Raw genomic sequence first — 22,602 nt, forward strand, 5'->3', positions numbered from 1 at the left:
AGGGCGGCTCGCCGGCCGCCCTTCCCTGGTTGATCTGCTTAGCGCGGGGCCATCCGGATCCCGCCGTCGAGGCGCACGTCCTCGCCGTTGAAATAGCCGGTTTCGATCATGCACATGGCGAGCTTGGCGTATTCCTCCGGCACGCCGAGGCGCTTGGGGAACGGGACCGAAGCAGCCAGCGCGTCGCGCACGTTCTGCGGCGCAGCGGCGAGCAGCGGGGTGTCGAAGATACCGGGCAGGATCGTGTTGACGCGGATGCCTTCGTTCATGAGGTCGCGCGCGATCGGGAGCGTCATGCCGATGACACCGGCCTTCGATGCCGAATAGGCGGCCTGGCCGATCTGGCCGTCTTCGCCCGCCACCGAAGCGGTGTTGACGATAGCGCCACGATCACCGTCTTCGCTCAGCGGGTCGAGCGTGAGCATGCCGGCAGCCGACTTGGCGATGCAGCGGAAGGTGCCGATCAGGTTGACCTGGATGACGAAATCGAACGCGCTGATGGGGAAGTGCTTGATGCTGCCGTCTTCCTTGCTGCGGCTGGCGGTCTTGATCGCATTGCCGATGCCGGCGCAGTTGACGAGGATGCGTTCCTGGCCGTGAGCCTCGCGAGCCTTGGCAAAACCTGCATCGACATCATCGTCGCTGGTTACGTTGACCTTGCAGAAGACGCCGCCGATCTCGGCAGCCATCGCTTCGCCCTTTTCCTCGTTCATGTCGAAGATGGCGACCTTGGCGCCCTTGGCTGCGAGTGCGCGTGCGGTCGCGGCACCGAGGCCCGATGCGCCGCCGGTGACGACCGCGGGAGTGTTGGCTGATACTTCCATTGTGTTCACTTCCTCTTTGAATACAGATGCTTAAACGGATTCGACGATGGTGACGTTGGCGACGCCGCCGCCTTCGCACATCGTCTGAAGACCGAACTTCTTGTTGTGACGCTTGAGCGCATGAACCAGCGTCGCCATCAGCTTGGTGCCCGATGCGCCGAGCGGGTGGCCGAGCGCGATAGCGCCGCCGTGAACGTTGAGCTTGTCGGGATCGGCACCAGTGTGCTTGAGCCAAGCCAGCGGGACCGGCGCGAAAGCCTCGTTGACCTCGTAAAGGTCGATGTCGCCGATTTTCATGCCGGCGCGTTCGAGCGCCTTGTCGGTTGCGAACAGCGGTTCTTCCAGCATGATTACCGGATCGCCTGCGGTAACGGTCAGGTTGCGAATGCGCGCCATCGGCGTGAGGTTGTGGCGTTTCAGCGTCTCTTCGTTGACGACCAGAACGGCAGATGATCCGTCGCAGATCTGGCTCGCGGAAGCCGCGGTGATCTTGCCTTCGGGGCTGAGCAGCTTGACGCCAGCGATGCCTTCGAGCGTCGCGTCGAAGCGAATACCCTCGTCCACCGTGTGCATCTCGGTGCCTTCGGGCGTTTCGATCTCGATCGGGACGATTTCATTCTCGAATGCGCCGCTTTCGGTCGCCTTGATCGCTCGCATGTGGCTTTCGAGCGCGAAGCTGTCGAGCTGCGCCTTGGTGAAGCCGTGCTTCTCCGCGATCATCTCGGCACCCATGAACTGGCTGAACTGGATGCCGGGGAACTTCTCTTCGAGACCCGGTGACTTGTAGTGACCCAGGCCCTCTTTCATGTGGAGGGTGGCGTTGGAGCCCATCGGTACGCGGGTCATGCTTTCGACGCCGCTGGCGATGACCGCGTCCTGCGTGCCGCTCATTACGGCCTGCGCTGCGAACTGGATTGCCTGCTGCGAGGAACCGCACTGGCGATCGATCGTAACCGCCGGCGTCGACTGCGGCAGGTGCTTGGAGGCGAGCACGCCCATGCGCCCGACCTGCATCGCCTGCTCGCCCGCCTGGCTGACGCAGCCGGTGACCACATCGTCGATGGCATTGGGGTCGATGCCGCTGCGCTCGACGATCGCATCGAGCGATGCGGCCAGCAAATCAACCGGGTGAACTCCGGCAAGGCGACCGCCACGGCGCCCCCCTGCGGTACGGACTGCTTCGACGATATAGGCGTCTGCCATGGCGATTCTCCTTAGCCTGTATGGTTTGGGAGTGGCCTAAGCAGGGGCTTCGAGCGGGTCAACTCACTTATATACCTATGTGGCGCGGGGATCGTTATAGTGTGGTGCGCCCAGGGCGTGCCGCTTGCCTGAGATTGCCGCGCGGCATAAAGTCTGCACGAATATGACGAAGAAGCTTTTCGAGATTAATCCAGACCTGGACAGGGCCGCGCTGGCCCGGCGTTTTGCCGAACATACGCGCGTGCAGGTCCGCGATTTCCTGACCCGCGAGACGGCAGAGGAAATCCGCATGATCTTGTCGCAGGCAACGCCCTGGGGCCTTGCCATGCAGGCCGATGGTTCAGGTTTCGAAGGGCCGCAGCAAATCCTCCCACAGGATATGCGGTCGCCGGACGGTCAACAACGCGCACAGGCCATCGGTCAGGCGACGCAGGATGCAGCGGCCCGCGGTGACTACGCCTTTCGCTTCGCCCAATATCCTATTCTTCAGGCGGTGCAGGAAAACTGGTCCCCCGACAGTCCGCATGAATTACTGCTGGAATACATCAACGCACCCGAGTTTCTGCAGTTGGCGCGCGACATCACCGGTTTCGACGATCTGGTGAAGGCGGATGGGCAGGCCACCCTCTTTGCCAAACAACAATTCCTCGGCCGCCACATCGACAGCCACGTCGCAGAAGGCTGGAAGGTCGCCTATGTCATGAACTTCGCGGTCGATGACTGGCATCCCGACTGGGGCGGCTATCTCCAGTTCCTCGACGAGGAGGGCGACATCGTCGAGGGGTTCCGGCCACGCTTCAACGCGCTGAACCTGTTCGCGGTGCCGCAGGCGCACTCGGTGTCATTCGTCGCGCCGTTCGCACCTGTCGGACGCTATGCCATCACCGGCTGGCTGCGCGACCGGTGATCCCCAAGGACGTCTCGGACGCAATCAACAGTGCCCGCGCCATGGCCCAGAAGGGTGATCTTTCCAGCGCGCGGGAACTGCTTTCGCGCACGCTCGAGGTTCATCCGGCACAACCGCCCCTCGCCAACACGGCGGGGAACCTGGCAATGCGGGCGGGCGACCTCAATGCGGCGGAGCGGCTGTTTGCTCAGGCTGCGCAGCTTGAGCCGGGCAGCGCCGAATACGCGATAAACCACGCCATCGCGCTGCAACGCCTAGGCCGGTCTGCAGAGGCCATCTCGGCCCTCACTCCAATTGAAGAAGCTGGTCGCAAACTGCCGAAATATTGCAATGTCAGGGCTGCATGCGAACGCGAGCGGGACAATCTGGATCAGGCCCGCAAGTGGTACGAGCTGTCGCTTTCGGCAGATCGCCAGAATGCCAGGGCGCTGCATGGTCGAGCCAGAGTAGCCATCGAAAGCGCTGAGCCCGATGCACGCACACGTTTCGATCACGCCTTGGCAGTCAATCCTACCGAGCCGGACTTGTGGCTGGGGAAAGCGCAAGCGCTCGACGTCGAAGGAGAGGTGCAAGGCGCAAGATCGATCGCCGAGCAGTTGGTGCAACAGGCGCCCGGCTGGGCGGATGGATTGAAGTTTCTCGCGCAATTGAAGCTCGGCGCGGGAGAGGAAGACTTCACCGAGCACTACCGCAATGCGGTCGAGCGTGTGCCCGACGCACCTGCTATCTGGCTCGACTGGATAGGCCTTTTGGGCGGGCTCGACCACGATGCGCAAGCGACCGAGGTCGCCGCGGAGGCACGGCGCAAGTTCCCGTCCGAACCGCTTTTTGCGCTCCTCGAGGCCATTCATGCAGGTGCGGCAGGCGACGACGATAGAGCTGAGGCAATATTTGCAAACGTGTCGCTTGGCGACGTCAATCGCCGGGTTCACGAAGCGCGCCATCGTATCCGGCGCGGAGAATACGAGCGCGCAGAGGTCCTTTTGAACAACGCTATCGAAAGCGATCGATCGAACATCGCGGCGTGGGCGCTAACGGGGATCGTATGGAGACTGACGGGAAATCCGCGCGGCGACTGGCTTCATCTGCAGGATAATCTCTTTCGCCAGCTTCCGCTCGAGGCCGACGCAGGTGTTCTCGAGGCAGCCATCCCGCTTCTGCACAGGCTGCACGACAACAGCCCGCTGCCGCTCAGCCAATCGCTCCGTGGTGGCACACAGACCCGTGGGCGCCTCTTCGCGCGAACCGAGCCCGAACTGCGACGCCTTCACCGGGCTATCCTCGAAACGCTGAAACGATACCAAAGCGAACTACCGGAGAAGGAAGTCGAGCACCCGCTATTGAGGCATCGAGACGAGATTTGGCGCCTGGAGGGATCGTGGTCGGTGCGGCTGAGCGGCGGCGGAGACTACCACACCTCGCACATTCACCCACAGGGCGTTGTATCCTCTGCGCTCTATGTCGAGCGTTCAGGCGAAGAGGAAAGCGAGCCTCATGCTGGCTGGCTTGAGATCGGCCGTCCCCCGCCCGATTTGCGGTTGGATCTGGAACCGCTGGCGGTCCTCCCGCCAAAACCTGGCCACCTCACCCTTTTTCCAAGCACACTCTATCATGGCACGAGGTCATTTGCCGCAGGTCGGCGGATGACGGTTGCATTCGATGTCGTGCCGGAGGATTAGGGGCGCATGACCGGAGAGCACGCTAAATCCTGGAACGATTTCTGGGCGCAAAGCAAGTCTAGCGGACAGGGCTGCCTGCCTGCAGCGGGTTACGAACAAATCGACGCTGCACAGAAAGCCCGATGGGTCGACCTCGCGAAGCAATTGCCAAGAAACGCGCGAGTGCTTGATCTGGCGACCGGAAATGGTCTGGTCATGCGCTGGATGCTCGGCGAGCGTCGCGACCTCAAGTTGACCGGTGTGGATCTCGCCCCTGTTTTGCCACCGTCTCCCAAGGGTACAAAAACACGCGCTGGCGTGCCGATGGAGGAACTGCCCTTCCCGGACGACCGCTTTCACGCCGTGGTGAGCCAATTCGGCTTCGAATATGGCGATACAGCCAAGGTCGCCGAGGAAGCGGCACGGGTCCTCGGCAAGGGCGGTACACTGGCCATCCTGACCCACAGGCAGGATGGACCGATCCTGGCCCACAATCTCAAGCGTCGCGAACAGATCCGCTGGGCGATCGACGAGAAGAACTTACCGGACATCGCGCGGAAAAGTCTTCAGCTTCGCGGGCGCGGTATCTTCACGATCCCGACAGCAATACAGCAGGCACCCGAAGAAGGCGCCCGACTACATGGGCCGCAATCGGCCGCCTGGGAAATTGCCGAAGCTTTGCGCCAGACGCTGGCGATGAGCAGACACGATCATCCTGCGAATGTCGCCCGACTGATCGATACGATGGTTTTCCATGCCCGCAACGAGCTCGGCCGGATCGCCTCGCTTGAGGCAGCCTGCGCCACCACGGCTGATGAGGAACGGTTCACGGCAGCAATCGAGGCCGCGGGCTTCGAGCCCACCGGAATCGAGCCGGTTCTGGAAAAGGGCCGCGCAACACGTTTCGCGGACTTCCGGACCTATCGGCTGAGCTGACGAACCCCAGCGTGGCGGCACAAGCCGCTCTTCACGCTATGCCGCATCGAAGAAATTACGTTCGCAGAAGGCGCTCCTGCCCCGTGGCCAGCCGGATCAGGTAGGGCTTGAGGGACGGTTTCGCAAAACCGCGCGATCGACAGTCCCTCTGCGGTACAGAATAGGCTTCTGACAAAGCAAAAGGGCGGCGGACCGAAGTCCACCGCCCCCTTGTCTGCTGTTTCGCAGGACTGCGTTCTTAGAACTTGAACGAAGCCGAAGCGAAGTAGCGGCGACCAAGCACGTCGTAAGTGCTCGGATAGGTGTTGGCCTGTTCCTGGTTGTCACCAAGGAGCAGCGAGTTCGGACGGTTGGTCACATAAAGACCATCCGCGTCGAACGTCGGGGTCCCCGGCAGCTTGTCCAGGAGGTTGTTGACGCCGAGGCCGAGTTCGAAGTTTTCGGTCACTGCAAACGAGAACGACAGGTCGAACAGGTCATAGGAGTCGATCTTGCCGATACCGTTGAAGCTTTCCCATTCTTCGATGGTCAGAACCGACTCGTCATCCTTGATCGAGCTGAGGTGACGCCAGCGGAGCGACGTCGTCAGCGGACCGTCGATCCAGCTCAGACGGCTCGTCCACTTGTACTTCGCCTGCGGCTCGCCACAAGTCAGACCGAAGCGGCCAGCGCAATCATACGGAGTTGCAAGCGGATCTTCCTGAACTTCGAAGGAGTCCGTGTAGGTTCCCAGGAAGCTGAAGTTGATACGCGAGTCACCCTGATCCGTCAGCAGCGAGAACGGTACGTTCGAGCTGTAGTTGACTTCAAGGTCGACACCGGTCGTGCTGAACGTCGCAATGTTCTGCGAGCCAAGGAACGGCGGATTCGCTGTGGTGAACGAACCAGTGGTTTCGTCACGAGTACCGATGAACGGTGCACAGAAGCTCGAACCCAGATCCTGGACCTGATTGAAGCAGAGATCGAACTGACGCTGCAGCGAGACCGTGCTGATCGCATTGTCCACGGTGATATCGAAGTAGTCAGCCGTGATCGTCAGCCCCGGAATGAAGCTCGGCTGAAGAACGACACCAACAGTCCAACTGTCCGAAGTTTCTTCCGAAAGGTTCGGGTTACCACCGAACAATGCCGGGATCTGGGCATTGATCTGCAGGTCGGGATTGCCAATTGCGCCAGTCGGAACGCCGTTCGCTGCACAAAGGGCGTTCAATGTCGCATTCGTGCCTGCTGCTGCAGTCGAACACGGGTCGGTCGCACCGGGGAAGCCGATAGCGCTTCCCTGGAACAGTTCAGCGATGTTCGGTGCACGAACAGCGCGCTGATACTGGCCACGCAGGGTGATGTCCGGAACAGGCTGGAACTTGACGCCGCCGGCATAGGCCCAGACACCGCCGACCGTGTCGAGCGAGTAGTCGGAGTAGCGAGCCTTACCGTCCAGTTCGAGCGACATCCCACCGAAATCGATTGGAATGTTCAATTCGGCGAAGACGTCCTTCACATTGTAGGAGCCTTCGGTCGGATCACCAGCGTTGAAGCCGATCACGTCACCCGAAGACAAAGCAGTGTCAGGAATGAATTGCGCAGCGACACCGCGATATTCCGCACCGATAGCAAAACCGATGGGGCTGGAGGTTTCGGTAACGGCAAAGTCGCCAAACGTGCCGGAAATCGTGGCATTAGCGACTTCGAGAGTCGAAATGTCACCATTCTGGGCCTGGATCGTGATGGCATCCACCATCTCTGGCGTCAGCGTGCCCGGACCAAAGACATTGATCGGGGTGCCGGTACCGTCGAGTCCAGCCTGGAAGGCCGAACGCGACACGTTACCGGCCTGGATGTTGGCATTGCGGGTGCGCGCATAGAAGTAGTGCGCATCGTACTGCATGTAATCGTTGATCGGCCCCGTCACGCCGCCGAGCACGCGGAATGCGTTACGTTCGTCGAGCGAGTTACGACGGCCGGTTTCGATCACGCGGCGCTGAATGAACGTGCTGACCACGCCCAGTTCTGCGGCTGCGAGAGGCGCAAGACCGTTTGCAACGCGCAGAGCACTTGCAGCTGCTTCGTTCGCGTCGAGCTGCTGGAACTCGGCGAAGGTAGCGGCATCGACGAACGGCTGAATGGTAGCCAGATCGACGTTGAACGTGCCGGTTACCGGGGTAGCAGCAAGCTCCTGAGCCACGCGGTTATTCACATAGGCGACTTCGGTGTAGAAGCTGTGGCCATCGCTGAATTCGTAATCAGCATAACCACCCATCAGGTAACGTTCCTGCGGAAGCTGCAGGTAGTTGACCGGAGCATAGTTGTAGGTTTCGCCGTTGCGAGCCTGAGCAACGCTTGCCGTCGGGAAGATGGCATCGTCGATCGTAAGACCAGCAGCGAGCGGAGCGGTGTTGCCGTCTTCGTCGATCGCAACCGTGCCCGGGGTGTTCACACGACCATAGGGAACGGTCGAAGAACCGAACGCCTGAAGATCGTCGCCGAAGGTTTCTGCGCCGACTGCCACGTTCGAGAAGGCGCGATCACCCTGGAAAACAGACGAACGGTTGTAGTATTCGGCGAATACGGTCGCGCTACCGCGACCATCATCGAAAGACGTGCCGATAGCACCGTGGATCTGGTAGCTTTCGCCGTCACCGCGATCGGTGATTGCGTACTGGCCGCCCAGTTCGACGCCGTCGACTTGACGAAGACGGAAGTTGACGACACCGGCCATAGCGTCCGAACCGTAAACAGCCGAAGCACCACCCGTCACAACGTCGACAGTGTCGATCAGGAAGTTAGGGATGGTGTTGAGGTCGACCACCTGGCTGACATCATAGAACATCCAGCGGCGGCCGTTGACAAGAACAAGGTTACGGTTGGTGCCGAGACCGCGAAGGTTCAGCGTAGCAGTACCGTTACCCGGGTTGTTCGAGAACGAAGTCGTACCCGGAACGACCTGCGGCAGCGTGTTGACGACGTTTTCGACGTTGACCGCACCCGATAGGGTGAACTCTTCGTCGGTGACGACAGCGATCGGCGCTGCGGTTTCAACGTTGCGACGCGCGATACGCGAACCGGTTACGACGATGGTCTGACCAAGTTCAGCATCATCAGGTTCAGCCTGCAGCGCGGGCTCGTTATCTTCGTCTTGCGCGTAAACAGGCGTGGCGATCATGGCACCGGCCATTACCGTCCCCGCCAGCAGCGAAGCCTTGTTAAATCGAGTGGACATTCCAATCCCCTTAAAAGTGAGCGCCATCACAGCGCACATGCGAATTCATAAACTCCGGGCTTTGACCCGAATGATGCGCGTCTAGGCCAACGATGGTTACGACTGCAACGTATGGCGGGCTGCAAAACGCCGTATCTCGGCGAGTGTGGCATTCCTGTTACAGTTGGCCGGGCTGCCTGTTTATGCGAGCAGAACCTCAGCAAATCCCTCGTAAGGACTCGGAAATGAAACGCTTCACGACCTGCGCCGCCGCTTCGCTGGCATTCGCATTCCCGGCTAACGCAACCGCGCAGGATAGCGCCGCCGATCCCGATCATCTGGAAGAGTTGCAGCGATGCCAGATAATCTCGGACGACGGCGCACGTCTGGCCTGTTTCGACGCCGCAGTCGGCGGCATGGTTGCCGCCAGCGAGGCGGGTGAGGTTCAGGTCGTCAAGAAAGAAGAAGTGGAGCAAACCCGTCGCGGACTGTTCGGTTTCACCATGCCGAAGATTGGGTTCCTCGGCGGGGACGGGGAAGAGATGAAACTTCTTCAGTCCACTATCACCGGGGTGCGGAGCATCCGCCGCGGTTACATCTTGACCATCGAAGAAGGAAGCGTGTGGCAGTTAAGTGGTGTTCCTTCGCGATTGCGTCCGCCGAAAGTTGGCGATGATGTGGAGTTCAAGAAAGCGGCGCTAGGCTCCTATTTTGTCCGGATTAATGGGCAGATAGGTGTAAAAGGAACACGGATCCAATAAGGCCGGGCAGGTCCGTCGGGTGTTCGCTTGGCAGTGAGCAACAGCCGTCCATCAAGAGATGATGACGCGCGCACCCACCAACTCCAACTCTTCCGCAAGACCACGATCGCTCAGCGAATCGAGGCAACCGATCAGACCGAAAAACGTTTGCGACGAAATATCTGCAGCCCCGTTCGCCTGCAGATTGGTCGAAGATTACACATTTGTTGCATTTGGGTAACGCCCTGAAGTTCAATTCCTGCGAAGGGGCGTAAAACTGAGCGAGCGACTTGCTTGGCGGCTTCGAGATTGCTTTTAGAGCGAAAGGTGCCGGTAGTTTCCGGACCACAAAGGGGACTGAAATGACGAAAACTCACAACGCCACCAGGCTGGGTGGTCGCGCGGCGCTTTTTGCAAGCGCCGGAATTGCAGCCATGGCCCTCTCTACACCTGCACTCGCGCAGGATGAGGATGAGACGGTCGAGGTCGCCGCAGAAGAAGATGGCGTCGAATCGCCAACCGAACCCGCGATGATCATCGTGTCGGGCTCGCGCATCGCGCGTCCGAACCTCGATTCGCCGGTTCCGCTGACCGCGGTCACCGCTGAAGAGCTTACCGCACAGGGCGATATCTCGCTCGGTGATGCTCTTAACGACCTTCCTTCGCTGCGCAGCACTTTCAGCCAGGGTAACTCCACCCGCTTCATCGGTACGGCAGGCCTTAACCTGCTCGACCTTCGCGGCCTCGGCACCAGCCGTACGCTGGTCCTCGTGAACGGCAGGCGCCACGTAACCGCGCTGCCGGGCGACTACATCGTCGACGTCAACACCATTCCTGTTGACCTGCTCGAGCGCGTCGACGTCGTGACCGGCGGTAACTCCGCAATTTACGGTTCGGACGCTGTCGCCGGTGTCGTGAACTTCATCCTGCGTCGCGATTTCGACGGTCTTGCCGTTCGCGGTCAGGCCGGCATCTCCTCGCGCGGCGATCGTGCGACACGCTTCCTGTCGGCAACCTACGGCAAGAACTTCGGTGACGGTCGCGGCAACATTGCCGTTTCGGGTGAATACGCGAAGTCCGATCCGCTCTATTTCCGTGAGCGCGATGGTCTGACCGGCGCCTACAGCGGTCGCTGCCAGTACAACGTTGTCAGCGACAGCCAGGCAGACGAAGGGCCCTTCGGCACCGACGGCATCACCGACCTTGAGCCGGTCTGCGGTGTCCGCAACGGCTTCATTTCCGACGGCGGCACGGTCGGCGGCCTCGGTGGCGGCCAGTATCTGCGCTTCGCAAGCGACGGGACTCTGTTCGTCGATGTTCCCGACCAGGTTCTTCCGTTCTCGGGCAACGACATCGGTACGGAAGGTTCGACCCTTCGCAACACCGGTCAGCTCGCTGCAGGTCTTGAGCGCTATACCGCGAACCTGCTTGCCAGCTTCGAAGTCAGTGAAGCGTTCCGCCCGTTCGTCGAAGCGAAATACGTTCACGTCGAAGCCATCCAGGAAGGTCAGCCGAGCTTCTTCGTCGGTGGGCCAACCTTCGTGGGCGGCAATCCGCTGTTCTGCGACAACGCGTTCCTGAACAACAGCGCACTGGCGACGCTGCAGAGCTTCGGCCTGTGTTCGGCAGGACGTACCAACACCCAGACCATTCCGCTGACCCGCTTCAACGTCGACTTCGGCGGCCGTGGCGAGTTGCAGGATCGCGACACCTATCGCATTGTCGCTGGTATCGAAGGTACGTTCAACACGGACTGGAACTACGAGCTGTCGCTCAACTACGGCCGTCTCGAAACCGATCTGCGGTCGCTCAACAACCTCGTGTCGTTTGACCTTGATGGCAACCCGGCTGGCTTCAACCTCGCTGCAGATGCAGTGCTGGATGCAAGCGGAAACCCGGCCTGCCGCATCAATACCGATGCGGATCCGACGAACGATGATCCCGCCTGTGTTCCGATCAACCTGTTCGGGTTCGGTGCACCGAGCCAGGAAGCACTCGCCTACATCAACACGACCGGTCGTCGTATGGAAGAGGCAGAGCAGTTCGTCGCTCTGGCAACGGTCGCTGGTGACCTTTCGCAGCTCTTCGAACTGCCGGGTGGCCCCGTCGGCTTCGCTCTGGGCGCTGAGTATCGCGAAGAAACCGCTTACAGCGAATGGGACGAACTCGTCGCAAGCGGCGGTACCTTCCTCAATGCGATCCAGCCGTTCAATCCACCCAAGCTGACCGTCAAGGAAGCTTTCGGCGAAGTTCGGATTCCGATCCTTGCCGACCTGCCGTTCGCGCATGAGTTGACCGTCAGTGCCGCAGGCCGCGTCTCTGACTACAACACGGCAACGGGTACGGTTTACGCGTACAACATCAACGGTAGCTACGCTCCGATCCCGGACATTCGCTTCCGCGCCGGCTACGCGACTTCGGTCCGTGCACCGACGCAAAGCGACCTGTTCTCGCCCGGTTCGCAGAACTTCGCGTTCATTGCCGACCCGTGTGACCAGCAGACCGGTGCGATCAACAACAACCCGAACCGTGCAGCCAACTGTGCTGCTGCCGGAGTTCCGACTACTGCGGATGCCGCGCTTGTCGCTGCTTGCGCCGGCACGTCGTTCCCGGTTGCTCTGGGTGATCCTTACACCAACTGTACGGCTCGGACCTCGTCGACCTCTTTCCTCTCGGGTGGTAACCCCACTCTCACCGAGGAAAAGGGCAAGTCGCTGACCATCGGTGTCGTGATCGAGCCGAGCTTCATTCCGGGGCTCAGCCTGACCGCTGACTACTACAACATCGAGATCGAAGATCAGATCGCGGTTCTCGGTGCACAGACGATCATCAACAACTGCTATAGCTCGCCCTCGGGCCTGAACAATCAGTACTGTGCGACGGTCAATCGTACGGGAACTGGTCTGTTCGATCCCAACCAGGCGGTTATTTCGGGCGGCATCAACTTCGCTTCGCGCGAAACCGAAGGTGTCGATATCGATCTGCAGTACCGTCGTACGTTCGACAACGGCGATCGTCTGACGTTCCGTGCAATCGCAACGCACCTCATCAAGCTCGACTTCTTTGAGGATCCGACTGCTCCGAACAACCCGAACCGCGTCAAGAGCGAAAAGGGTGACCCGGATTGGGCGGCTTCGGTCAACCTGGCGTACGACTTCGGTAATTTCGAAGTCGGTTACTCGGCTCGTTACCTCTCTGCGATGTACAAGAGCGCATATGAGAACGCCAATTCGTATCGCGGCATCTGCCCGACCTCGGGCGTCGTGGGCTTCTCCGGCGGTACCTGTACCCCGGGCGAACTTACGATCCTCGATCCGGCCAACGCCGACCAGTACGAAGATCCGAAGTTCGGTTCCGAGATCTACCACAACCTGCGTCTGACCTTCACGGCAGCCGAAGACTTCGACTTCTATGTCGGCGTCGACAACTTCACCGACAACAAGCCGCCGTTCGGCGAGCTTGGTACCGGTGGCGGCGATCCGTGGGAAATCTTCGGACGTTACTTCTACGCTGGTTTCTCGATCGACATGTAAATGTCGGGTTCGGGGGGCTTCGCTCCTCTCGAAAGACCAAAAAGAAAGGGCCCCGGGAAACCGGGGCCCTTTTTCGTTGGGTGCTCGCTCTGATAACCGGCGCTCCGCGGGAACGCCCGACGGACTTTACGACTCAGGCGACGGTCATCTTGAGCTCGCCATCGCCCTCTTCGATTTGCACCGTGCTGCCGTCGGGTACCTCGCCCTCCAAAATCATCTCGGCGAGCGGATCCTGCACGTAGCGCTGGACAGCGCGCTTCAAGGGCCGTGCGCCATAGACCGGATCGTAACCCACCCGGCCAAGCCAGCGCAGCGCTGCATCGCTGAGGTCAAGCGTGATCTTTCGATCCTTGAGCAGCTTTTGCACGCGCCCGACCTGGATCTCGACGATCGGGGCCATGTGCTCTTGCCCAAGGCGGTGGAACAGGATGATTTCGTCCAGGCGGTTGAGGAACTCGGGGCGGAAATGTCCGCGCACCACGTCCATCACCTGCGGCTCGACATCTTCGACCTTCTGATCGTCGGTCATCTGGCTGAGATACTGGCTGCCGAGGTTCGAAGTCAGGATGATCAGCGTGTTCGAGAAGTCGACCACCCTCCCCTGCCCATCGGTCAGGCGCCCGTCGTCGAGCACCTGCAGCAGCACGTTGAATACGTCCCCATGCGCCTTCTCGACCTCGTCGAACAGCACGACCTGATAGGGCCTGCGCCGCACGGCTTCGGTCAGGACGCCGCCTTCCTCATAGCCGACATAGCCCGGAGGCGCGCCGATCAGGCGGGCGACCGCGTGCTTCTCCATGAACTCCGACATGTCGATGCGGACCATCGCCTGGTCGTCGTCGAACAGGAACGCGGCGAGCGCCTTGGTCAGCTCGGTCTTGCCGACGCCCGTCGGGCCGAGGAAGAGGAAGCTGCCGAGCGGACGGTTCGGGTCCTGCAGGCCGGCACGCGCACGGCGCACCGCCTTCGACACGGCTTCGATCGCCTGTGACTGGCCGATCACCCGCTTTCCGAGAATCTCCTCCATCTGCAGCAGCTTCTCACGCTCACCTTCGAGCATCTTGTCGATCGGGATACCGGTCCAGCGGCTGACGACAGAGGCGATATCCTCTTCGGTCACTTCCTCGCGCAGCAGCGCGTTTTCGGACTGCGCGCGAGCCGCCTCGAGTTGTTTTTCGAGCTCGGGAATCTTGCCGTAAGAAAGCTCTCCCGCCTTGGCGAGATCGCCTTCGCGTTGAGCCTGCTCCAGTTCGAGCCGTGCTGCGTCCAGATCTTCCTTGATGCGGCTTTCGGCGTGGATCTTGTCACGCTCGTTCTGCCAGCGCGTCGTCAGTTCGGAAGACTGCTGTTCGAGCTCGGCCAGTTCCTTGCGCAGGGCCTGAAGGCGATCCTTCGAGGCATCGTCCGATTCCTTGCTGAGCGCGGATTCCTCGATCTTGAGCTGGATGATCCGGCGATCGAGGCTCTCGATTTCCTCGGGCTTCGATTCGACTTCCATGCGGATCCTGCTGGCGGCCTCGTCCATGAGGTCGATCGCCTTGTCCGGCAGGAAGCGGTTCTGGATGTAGCGGTTCGAAAGCTGCGCGGCGGCGACGAGTGCGTTGTCGGTGATGTTCACACCGTGGTGCAGCTCGTATTTTTCCTTGATGCCGCGCAGGATGCTGATCGTGTCTTCCACACTCGGTTCTTCGATGAAGACCGGCTGGAAGCGCCGCTGCAATGCGGGGTCTTTCTCGACGTACTTCTGGTACTCGTCGAGCGTGGTTGCACCGATACAGTGCAGCTCGCCGCGGCTCAGCGCAGGTTTGAGCAGGTTGGAGGCATCCATGCTGCCTTCGGACGCACCGGCGCCGATCAGCGTGTGCATCTCGTCAATGAACAGGATGATCTGCCCGTCCGAGCCCTTTACCTCGTCGAGCACGGACTTGAGCCGCTCCTCGAACTCGCCGCGATACTTCGCGCCAGCGATCAGCGCCCCCATGTCGAGTGACATGAGGGTGCGGCCCTTGAGGCTGTCGGGCACGTCGCCATTGGCGATGCGCAGCGCAAGCCCTTCGGCGATCGCGGTCTTACCCGTGCCGGGTTCGCCGATCAGGGCCGGGTTGTTCTTGGTCCGCCGGGCGAGGATCTGGATCGTGCGACGGATTTCCTCGTCGCGGCCGATGACAGGGTCGAGCTTGCCCTCGCGCGCCGCCTCGGTCAGGTCGCGCGCGAACTTCTTCATCGCGTCATAGGCATTCTCGGCACTGGCAGTGTCCGCCGTGCGGCCGCCGCGCAGTTCGTTGATCGCGGCGTTCAGCGATTGCGGCGTGATGCTTGCAGCTTTGAGCGCCTCTCCTGCCTTGCCCGACGATGCGGCAAGCGCGGTGAGGATACGTTCGACCGGCACGTAGCTGTCGCCCGCCTTCTCCGCCATCTGTTCGGCCTGATCGAGTATGCGCACGGCATCATTGTCGAGACCCGGGGTCGCCTGCGCGCCGCCGCCGGAAACGGCGGGGATCTTGGCAAGCTCCTGATCGACCGCATCGACCGCGAGCATCGGCGTGCCGCCTGCGCGCTGGATCAGGCCCGCGGCCATGCCTTCCTCGTCTTCGAGCAGTGCCTTGAGCAGGTGGAGCGGCGTAATCCGCTGGTGGTTCATGCGGATGGCAACGGTTTGCGCGCTCTGCAGGAAACCCTTGGCGCGATCGGTGAATTTTTCGAGATTCATCGGAATTCCCTCATTGAATTACCCACTCGATATGGTGTTGCATTTTGGCAACACAAGCCCTGACCCCGAGAAATATTCGAGGTGTGTTACTCGGATATAGGGGTGGCTCGCAAACTTGCGAGGGTCTGGATCAAACTGGCCGAAATTTATTCGGCTGCGATACCCTCAAGGCCAGGGACCATAACCGTCCGTCCGCCGCCGAACTCCTCGCGCACGACGACCAACCCCTGCCGCTCGAGATGGCCGAGCAGACGGCGGATGCGACCGGGCGAGCTGGTGCCATAGGCGCGCGCCAATGCCTCCTCGTCGAGGGTCGTTTCGCCCGCATGGGCGGTCTTGGCGATCACGAAGAACGGCCCGAGCAGATCGTCCTCGACCTGCGCGGACAGCGCGATGATCCGCGCCCGCGTTTCCTCGTCCAGTTCGCCCAGTCCGTTGGCGGCTTCGGCGAAGCGGCGGCGGAAGGATCCAATGTCGGGCATCGGGCCGATGATCCGTTCGCGGCGGCAGCGGGTAAGGAAGGTCTGATACTGCGCGCTGGCGGACTGGAACGCCGCGCCCTCTTCTGCCGCGAGACCCACGATGATCGCGTCGATCCGCTCCGTGACCTCCGAATGATCGACGGGTTCGGCGGGCGCTTCCACCTGGCGTTCCTCCGCAGTGGCGATGCTCTGCTCCACCTCTTCCACGCGCGGCCTTGGCGGAGCGGGCGGCGGCGGCGCGGCTTGCGCGACTTCTTCGGCGAGACCGCCGGTCAGCAGCGCCTCCATGTCGGCGGGCGCGGTTTCGGGAAGTGCCATCAACCCTTCGGCGCGCGCCTTCAGCCCCGACTTTACCGGACCGATCTTCACCGCCACAGGCAGACGCGTGATCGCAGGGCCGAGCGCGAGGAAATTGCCGCGCTCCAGCTCACGGATACGCTCGGCCTGGCGGCGCTCCATGCCGAGCAGGTCGGCCGCGCGCACCATGTCGATATCGAGAAAGGTGCGCCCCATCAGGAAGTTCGAAGCTTCCGCTGCGACGTTCTTCGCCAGTTTCGCCAGCCGCTGCGTCGCGACGATCCCGGCCAGCCCGCGCTTGCGCCCGCGGCACATCAGGTTGGTCATCGCCGAGAGCGTCATCCGGCGCGTATCCTCGGCGATCTCGCCTGCGACGGACGGCGCGAACATCTGCGCCTCGTCGACCACGACGAGCGCGGGATACCAATGCTCGCGCGGGGCATCGAACAGCGCGTTGATGAACTGGGCAGCGCAGCGGATCTGTTGCTCGACCTCAAGCCCCTCCAGCGCCAGCACGACAGAGGCGCGGTGCTCGCGGATGCGGCGGGCGAGGCCCTCGATCTCGGGCGGCGAATAGGCGGCACCGTCGATCACCACATGGCCGAACGGTTCGGCAAGCGAGGTAAAGTCGCCCTCCGGATCGATTACCACCTGCTGGACCATCTTGGCGCTCTCTTCGAGCAAGCGGCGCAAGAGGTGTGACTTGCCGCTGCCCGAATTGCCCTGGACGAGCAGACGGGTCGCGAGAAGCTCCTCGATATCGAACTCGACCGGTTTGCCGGTCGAATCATGGCCGATGGTGATGCTGGCTGTCACAGTCACATGGCTAGCGAGCCGGATGCCGTTAACGAAAGAGGCAGGCGAAGGTTTTGCCCAATCCGCTTGCATCCATCCATTTGAAAAAGCCCGTTTGCATGCGGTCGAAACGCCAGCTAACTCCTGCGCCCAAGAGGAGAGTTTCGAATGACAAAGTGGTTGGGGCGCATCGGGTTTGCGCTGCTTGTTCTCGTGGTGGGCGCGTTCATCGCACTGGCGACCTGGGAGCCATTCTTCGCACGCGAGGGGCAGGCCCCGGACACGGCGCGCAGCTATACCGCAGAGATCATTCGCGACGATTACGGCGTCCCGCATATCTACGGCGAAAGTGATGCCGACGTCGCCTATGGCGTTGCGATCGCGCATTCGGAGGACGATTTCTCCACCTTGCAGGATGTCGCAGCTATGGCGCGCGGACGCTATGGCGCGATCGCGGGGCAGGACGGCGCGGCGATCGACTATGTCTATCACCTGCTTGACGCCCGCGGCACCGCCGAGCGTCACTATCCAAGCCTGCCCGCCGATACCCGCGCTTTGTTCGAAGCCTATGCCGCAGGTCTCAACCAATATGCCGAAGAGCATCCCGGAGAGATCAAGCTCGACCGCCTGTTCCCGCTCGACGGGACCGACATTGCCGCCGGTTTTGCGCTGCGCCAGCCGTTCTTCTTCGGCCTCAACAATGTCATCCAGCCGCTGGTCGAGGGCAAACCGCTCCGCCGCGAGTTCGGCCCCGACATTCCCGGCTTCCCGCGCAATGCGAACGGTGACGTGATCGCCGAAAGCTCCGATGAAACCGAGGAAGTGGCCTATTCGCCTTTGGGCAAGGATGCGGAGCTGGCCGGCTCGAACGCCTTTGCCGTCGCGCCCGAAAAATCGGGTGGCCCGACCGTCCTCGTCTCCAATTCGCATCAGCCCCTGCGCGGTCAGGTCGCGTGGTACGAGCTGGTGGTCGAGAGCGAAGAAGGCTGGCATTATGCCGGCGCAAACTTCCCCGGATCGCCCTTCCCCTTCCTCGGCCACAACCGCGACCTTGGCTGGACGAACACCGTCAACCGCCCCGACATGGTCGATGTCTACAAGCTCGAGATGGACGACACGGACGAGCGCTACATGCTCGATGGCGAGTGGCGCGATCTCGAGGTGAAGGAGGTCACCCTGCCGGTCAGGCTTGGCCCGATCACCCTGCCCATCCGGCGGACGGTCTATCGCAGTGTCCACGGCCCGGTGATCAAGAACGACCAGGGCTATTTCGCGATCCGTTACGGCGGAATCGACAATTTGGGCCAGCTCGACGCCTATTACCGGCTCAACAAGGCGAGCACGCTGGAGGAATGGCAGACGCAGCTGGCGCGCATGGATGTGCCGAGCACGAACTTCATCTATGCCGACAAGGCGGGCAACATCGCCTATGTCTACAACGCGGCTATCCCCGACCGCCCGGCCGAGGTTGATGGCGAACGTGTCAACTGGCGCGGAATCCTCCCGGGCAACCGCAGCGACCTGATCTGGAACGGCGCGGTCGAATATGCGGAGATTCCCAAGCTGGTGAATCCGTCCTCGGGCTGGCTCTACAATTCGAATAACGAGCCTTACACGGCTGCCGGTGCTGCCGATGATCTCGACCCCGAAGACTTCGCGCCGGAACTCGGGATCGAGCTCAAGCAGACCAACCGTTCGCGCCGCGCCTGGAAGCTGCTGAGCCAGACCGAGGTGATCGACCGCGAGAACCTGCGGCGGATCAAGTACGACACCGCCTATGCCCGCGAAGGCTATGTTGCAGACCTGTGGGACGGACTCGAAGCGCTCGACGTCTCGGATGACGAAGCGCTTTCAGAAGCGCGCGACCTGCTGCTGGGCTGGGATTTCACTGCCGACAACAAGGGGCCGGCCGATGCGCTGGCGCTGCTGATGATCAAGGAGTTCATGTCGGCCGAATACCAGAACAAGCTCGAGACGCCCGACATTCGCGCAAGCCTGGCCGAGCATACAGCCCACCTGAGGGAGCACTTCGGACGGATCGATCCGCCGATGTCGAACCTGCTGCGGCTGCGCCAGGGCGAGGTCGACCTGCCGCTGGATGGCGGCTCGGACACGCTGCGCGCCTCCACCACCTGGAACATCGACGAGGACGGACGCCTGAGCCTCGTCCATGGCGACAGCTTCATCCAGTGGGTCGAGTGGCTTCCCGGGGAGCGCGTGCGCTCGCAATCGATCCAGCCATTCGGTGCGGCCACCACCCGCCCCGACAGCCCGCATTACACCGACCAGATGAAGCTGTTCGTCGAGCACAAGCTGAAACCGGTCTATTTCTGGCGCGAAGATGTGCTCGCCAATGCCAAGAGCCGGAAAGTGGTGACGAACGCGCGCTGAACAGCCTACCCATCCGATCAGAGACAAACCCCGGAGTATCTGCATGAAGCTTCATCTCGTGGCGACCAGTGCCATCGCCCTCGTCGTATCGGCCTGCACCAGTATGGGCGATGCGCCGCTCGTCACCACCGCGCCGGCAACGGAGATAGCGACAGAAGAGGCGGCGGATGCGACAGGCCTCTCCGCGCTCGTCGACAAGGTCGATATTCCCTATGAGAGCTTCACGCTCGACAACGGCCTCACCGTCATCGTCCACACCGACCGCAAGGCACCGATCGTCGGGGTGACGACTTACTATCGCGTCGGTTCGAAGCACGAACCGCGCGGCCGCACCGGCTTTGCCCACCTGTTCGAGCACCTGATGTTCGGCGGCAGCGAGAACGTCGAGAATTTCGACATTCCGCTGGAGGCGGCAGGATCGACCTCCACCAATGGCTCGACCAATTTCGACCGCACCAATTATGTCGAGACTGTCCCGACCGGCGCGCTCGACCTCGCGCTCATGATGGAAAGCGACCGGATGGGCTATCTGCTGGGCGCAATCAGCCAGGAGAAGCTCGATAAGCAGCGCGGCGTCGTCCAGAACGAGAAGCGGCAGGGCGACAACCAGCCCTATGGCCTCACCTTCTATACACTGCTCGAAGGCCTGTTTCCGGTCGGCCACCCCTATCGCCACTCGACCATCGGTTCGATGGCCGATCTCGATGCGGCTAGCCTCACCGATGTGCGCAACTGGTTCATCAAGAACTACGCGCCCAACAACGTCGTCCTCTCATTGACGGGAGACATCGATGCGGCAACCGCGCGCCCGATGGTCGAACGCTGGTTCGGCGACATACCGGGCGGCCCCGAAGTGGAAGAGGTCAAGGCCGATCCGGTCACTCTCGCTTCCGACAAGACCCGCGAGCTGATCGACCAGGTCCCGCAGACGCGCGTCTACCGCGCCTGGACCGGGCCCGGACTCAACCATCCCGATGCCGTGCCGCTCGATATCGGCATGAGCGTGCTCGGTGGGCTGGCGAGTTCGCGGCTCGATAATGTGCTGGTGCGCGACGAACAGCTGGCCACTTCGGTCAGCGCTTATAACTGGCAGTCGGAAGACGTCGCGATCCTCATCGCGCAGATGGATATCAAGCCCGGCGTGGACCGCGCAGCGGCCGAAAAGCGACTCGATGAAGTCATCGCGCAGATGGTCGCCGAAGGCCCGACAGAGGCCGAAGTGGCACGGGCTTCGACCAGTCTCGTCTCAAGCCAGATCGACGGGCTCGAGCGGGTCGGCGGCTTCGGCGGCAAGGGTTCGACGCTTGCCGAAGGGCTGCTCTATTCGGACGATCCGGCATTCTACAAGCAAGCGCTGACGCAGGTCGCGGCGTTGTCGCCCGCACAGGTTTCCGCGGCGATGGAACGTTGGCTCTCGCGTCCGGTCTACAAGCTTGCGATCGTTCCGGGAGAGCGCGTCGAAAGCGGCGCCGACATGGGCGGCTGGGGCGATGAGGGCACGGTCCCCGCGCCACAGCCCGATGCAAAGGAGCCGATCGAAATCACCCGTACCGGCCCGCCGCGCGATCTGCCCGAGCCGGAAGACGTCGGCCCGCTGACCTTTCCCACAGTGGAGCGCGCGACGCTCTCTAACGGCATTTCCGTCACCCTCGCCCGCCGCACCGCCGTGCCCAAGCTCGTCGTCTCGATGCAGTTCGACGCTGGCTATTCGGCTGACGGGTCGGAGCGCGCGGGCACGCAGTCGCTGATGATGGACCTTCTCGAAGAAGGCACCACCAGCCGCAGCGCGGTCGAGATCGCCGAAGAGCAGGAGCGCCTCGGTGCCTCGATCGGAACGGGAACCTCGCTCGACACGAGCTCTGTCACGATGAACACGCTGACCTCCAATCTCGCGCCATCGCTGGCGCTGATGGCGGATATCGTCCGCAACCCGGCCTTTGCGGAAGGGGAAGTTCAGCGCGTGCGGGACCAGCGTCTTGCCGAGATCGCGCAGCAGCTTTCCTCGCCCGGTGGCCTCGCGGGCCGCACTCTTCGCCCGATCATCTTCGGTGAGGATCACCCCTATGGCACGGTCGGCAGCCTCGGCACCGTGCCAGTGGTCGAGGCGATCGGGCCAGCGGCGCTCCGCAGCGAGCATCAGCGCTGGATCCGCCCTGACAATGCCGAGATCTTCGCGGTCGGCGATATTACCATGCCCGCGCTCAGGCAGCAGCTGGAAGCGGCGTTCGGCAATTGGCAGGCGGGCGCAGGCGCGGCACCGGTCAAATCGCTCGACACAGCGCTGCCCGACGCAACCACTCGTGTCGTCGTGATCGACCGGCCCAATTCGCCGCAGTCGGTGATCTATGCCGGACGCGTGCTGCCGCTCAACGGTCCGACACCGGGGCTGGAAGCGCTCGAACTTGCCAATGAAGTGCTCGGCAATGGCTTCCTCAGCCGTCTCAACATGATCATCCGTGAGGAGAAGGGCTGGAGTTATGGCGCCCGCAGCAGCGTGGATGCGCCCGCTGGCCCGCGCCTGTTCACCATCAGCACCGCAGTCCAGTCCGACCGTACGGCGGATTCGATCCGGCTGATCCTCGATACCGCGCGCGAGTTTGCAGATGGCACGCGTTCTGTCGACGAGACGGAGTTCACCCGCGTCACCGACGGCAACATTCGCGGGCTTCCCAACCGCTTCGAAACCAACTCGCAGGTGCTGCGCGCCATCGTCGAAAACGACCAGCTCGGCCGGCCGGATGATTACTATACCAATCTGCCTGCAACCTACCGCGCGATCGACACAGCGGCGATCGATGCCGCCGCCGCGCGCTATCTCGGCCCCGACAATCTCACCATCGTGGTGGTCGGAGACCGCAGCGAAATCGATGCGCAGCTCGAAACGCTCGACCTGCCGATCGAAGTGCGGGAACTCTCGGAATGAGCGCCTG

General features: G+C 61.9%; 12 protein-coding genes. 7 read left to right on the plus strand and 5 right to left on the minus strand.

The features are described 5' to 3' along the window. Window positions 1–38 precede the first annotated feature (38 nt). Entirely contained in the window at window positions 39–824 is a 786-nt protein-coding gene (locus tag CCE89_RS03240; RefSeq protein WP_086436572.1) for an SDR family NAD(P)-dependent oxidoreductase, read from the minus strand. A 30-nt stretch (window positions 825–854) separates the two neighbouring features. Next, complete coding sequence (locus CCE89_RS03245) at window positions 855–2,027, minus strand: acetyl-CoA C-acetyltransferase (protein WP_086436573.1); 1,173 nt, start codon at window positions 2,025–2,027, stop codon at window positions 855–857. A gap of 163 nt (window positions 2,028–2,190) precedes the next feature. Between CCE89_RS03245 and CCE89_RS03250 the strand changes: the two genes are divergently transcribed. Genes CCE89_RS03250 through CCE89_RS03260 form a run of 3 tightly spaced genes read left to right on the plus strand, consistent with a single transcriptional unit; the run spans window position 2,191 to window position 5,528 of the window. Continuing rightward, entirely contained in the window at window positions 2,191–2,934 is a 744-nt protein-coding gene (locus CCE89_RS03250) for a 2OG-Fe(II) oxygenase (protein WP_086436574.1), read from the plus strand. After that, window positions 2,931–4,613 carry a tetratricopeptide repeat protein gene (locus tag CCE89_RS03255; protein WP_234989915.1) on the plus strand — a complete coding sequence of 561 codons (1,683 nt, stop codon included), beginning with the start codon at window positions 2,931–2,933 and terminating at the stop codon, window positions 4,611–4,613. Before CCE89_RS03250 ends, CCE89_RS03255 begins: the two co-directional genes overlap by 4 nt. 6 nt (window positions 4,614–4,619) lie before the next feature. Beyond that, entirely contained in the window at window positions 4,620–5,528 is a 909-nt protein-coding gene (locus CCE89_RS03260; protein ID WP_086436575.1) for a class I SAM-dependent methyltransferase, read from the plus strand. 238 nt (window positions 5,529–5,766) lie between these two features. On the opposite strand, the gene CCE89_RS03265 is transcribed toward CCE89_RS03260, so the two are convergent. Continuing rightward, window positions 5,767–8,745 carry a TonB-dependent receptor domain-containing protein gene (locus CCE89_RS03265; RefSeq protein ID WP_086436978.1) on the minus strand — a complete coding sequence of 993 codons (2,979 nt, stop codon included), beginning with the start codon at window positions 8,743–8,745 and terminating at the stop codon, window positions 5,767–5,769. Between the two features lie 224 nt (window positions 8,746–8,969). Here CCE89_RS03265 and CCE89_RS03270 point away from each other — a divergent pair, with 224 nt between their 5' ends. Then, entirely contained in the window at window positions 8,970–9,485 is a 516-nt protein-coding gene (locus CCE89_RS03270; protein ID WP_086436576.1) for a hypothetical protein, read from the plus strand. Between the two features lie 341 nt (window positions 9,486–9,826). Then, on the plus strand, window positions 9,827–12,997 hold the full coding sequence (locus CCE89_RS03275; protein WP_086436577.1) for a TonB-dependent receptor domain-containing protein: 3,171 nt from the start codon (window positions 9,827–9,829) through the stop codon (window positions 12,995–12,997). Between the two features lie 133 nt (window positions 12,998–13,130). Here the strand turns inward: CCE89_RS03275 and clpB are convergent, their stop codons facing one another. After that, window positions 13,131–15,707, minus strand: coding sequence for an ATP-dependent chaperone ClpB (gene clpB / locus CCE89_RS03280; RefSeq protein WP_086436578.1), 2,577 nt, complete (start codon window positions 15,705–15,707; stop codon window positions 13,131–13,133). 146 nt (window positions 15,708–15,853) lie between these two features. Beyond that, window positions 15,854–17,302: an ATP-binding protein gene (locus tag CCE89_RS03285; RefSeq protein WP_086436979.1), complete on the minus strand. Its 1,449-nt coding sequence runs from the start codon at window positions 17,300–17,302 to the stop codon at window positions 15,854–15,856. 147 nt (window positions 17,303–17,449) lie between these two features. Here CCE89_RS03285 and CCE89_RS03290 point away from each other — a divergent pair, with 147 nt between their 5' ends. Next, the gene (locus CCE89_RS03290; protein WP_086436579.1) at window positions 17,450–19,672 is read left to right on the plus strand and encodes an acylase; all 2,223 of its coding nucleotides are present in this window, start codon (window positions 17,450–17,452) and stop codon (window positions 19,670–19,672) included. Window positions 19,673–19,715: 43 nt separating this feature from the next. Then, window positions 19,716–22,595, plus strand: a complete 2,880-nt coding sequence (locus CCE89_RS03295) for a M16 family metallopeptidase (RefSeq protein ID WP_086436580.1) — start codon at window positions 19,716–19,718, stop codon at window positions 22,593–22,595. The last annotated feature ends 7 nt before the right edge of the window (window positions 22,596–22,602 follow it).

Origin of the sequence: Altererythrobacter xiamenensis (genome assembly GCF_900177715.1) — a bacterium.
GTDB classification, from domain to species: domain Bacteria; phylum Pseudomonadota; class Alphaproteobacteria; order Sphingomonadales; family Sphingomonadaceae; genus Erythrobacter; species Erythrobacter xiamenensis.

Coding starts and splice junctions, on each gene's coding strand:
- CCE89_RS03240 (WP_086436572.1), bottom strand. CDS start 824: ATGGAAGTATCAGCCAACACTCCCGCGGTCGTCACCGGCGGCGCATCG.
- CCE89_RS03245 (WP_086436573.1), bottom strand. CDS start 2,027: ATGGCAGACGCCTATATCGTCGAAGCAGTCCGTACCGCAGGGGGGCGC.
- CCE89_RS03250 (WP_086436574.1), top strand. CDS start 2,191: ATGACGAAGAAGCTTTTCGAGATTAATCCAGACCTGGACAGGGCCGCG.
- CCE89_RS03260 (WP_086436575.1), top strand. CDS start 4,620: ATGACCGGAGAGCACGCTAAATCCTGGAACGATTTCTGGGCGCAAAGC.
- CCE89_RS03265 (WP_086436978.1), bottom strand. CDS start 8,745: ATGTCCACTCGATTTAACAAGGCTTCGCTGCTGGCGGGGACGGTAATG.
- CCE89_RS03270 (WP_086436576.1), top strand. CDS start 8,970: ATGAAACGCTTCACGACCTGCGCCGCCGCTTCGCTGGCATTCGCATTC.
- CCE89_RS03275 (WP_086436577.1), top strand. CDS start 9,827: ATGACGAAAACTCACAACGCCACCAGGCTGGGTGGTCGCGCGGCGCTT.
- clpB (WP_086436578.1), bottom strand. CDS start 15,707: ATGAATCTCGAAAAATTCACCGATCGCGCCAAGGGTTTCCTGCAGAGC.
- CCE89_RS03290 (WP_086436579.1), top strand. CDS start 17,450: ATGACAAAGTGGTTGGGGCGCATCGGGTTTGCGCTGCTTGTTCTCGTG.
- CCE89_RS03295 (WP_086436580.1), top strand. CDS start 19,716: ATGAAGCTTCATCTCGTGGCGACCAGTGCCATCGCCCTCGTCGTATCG.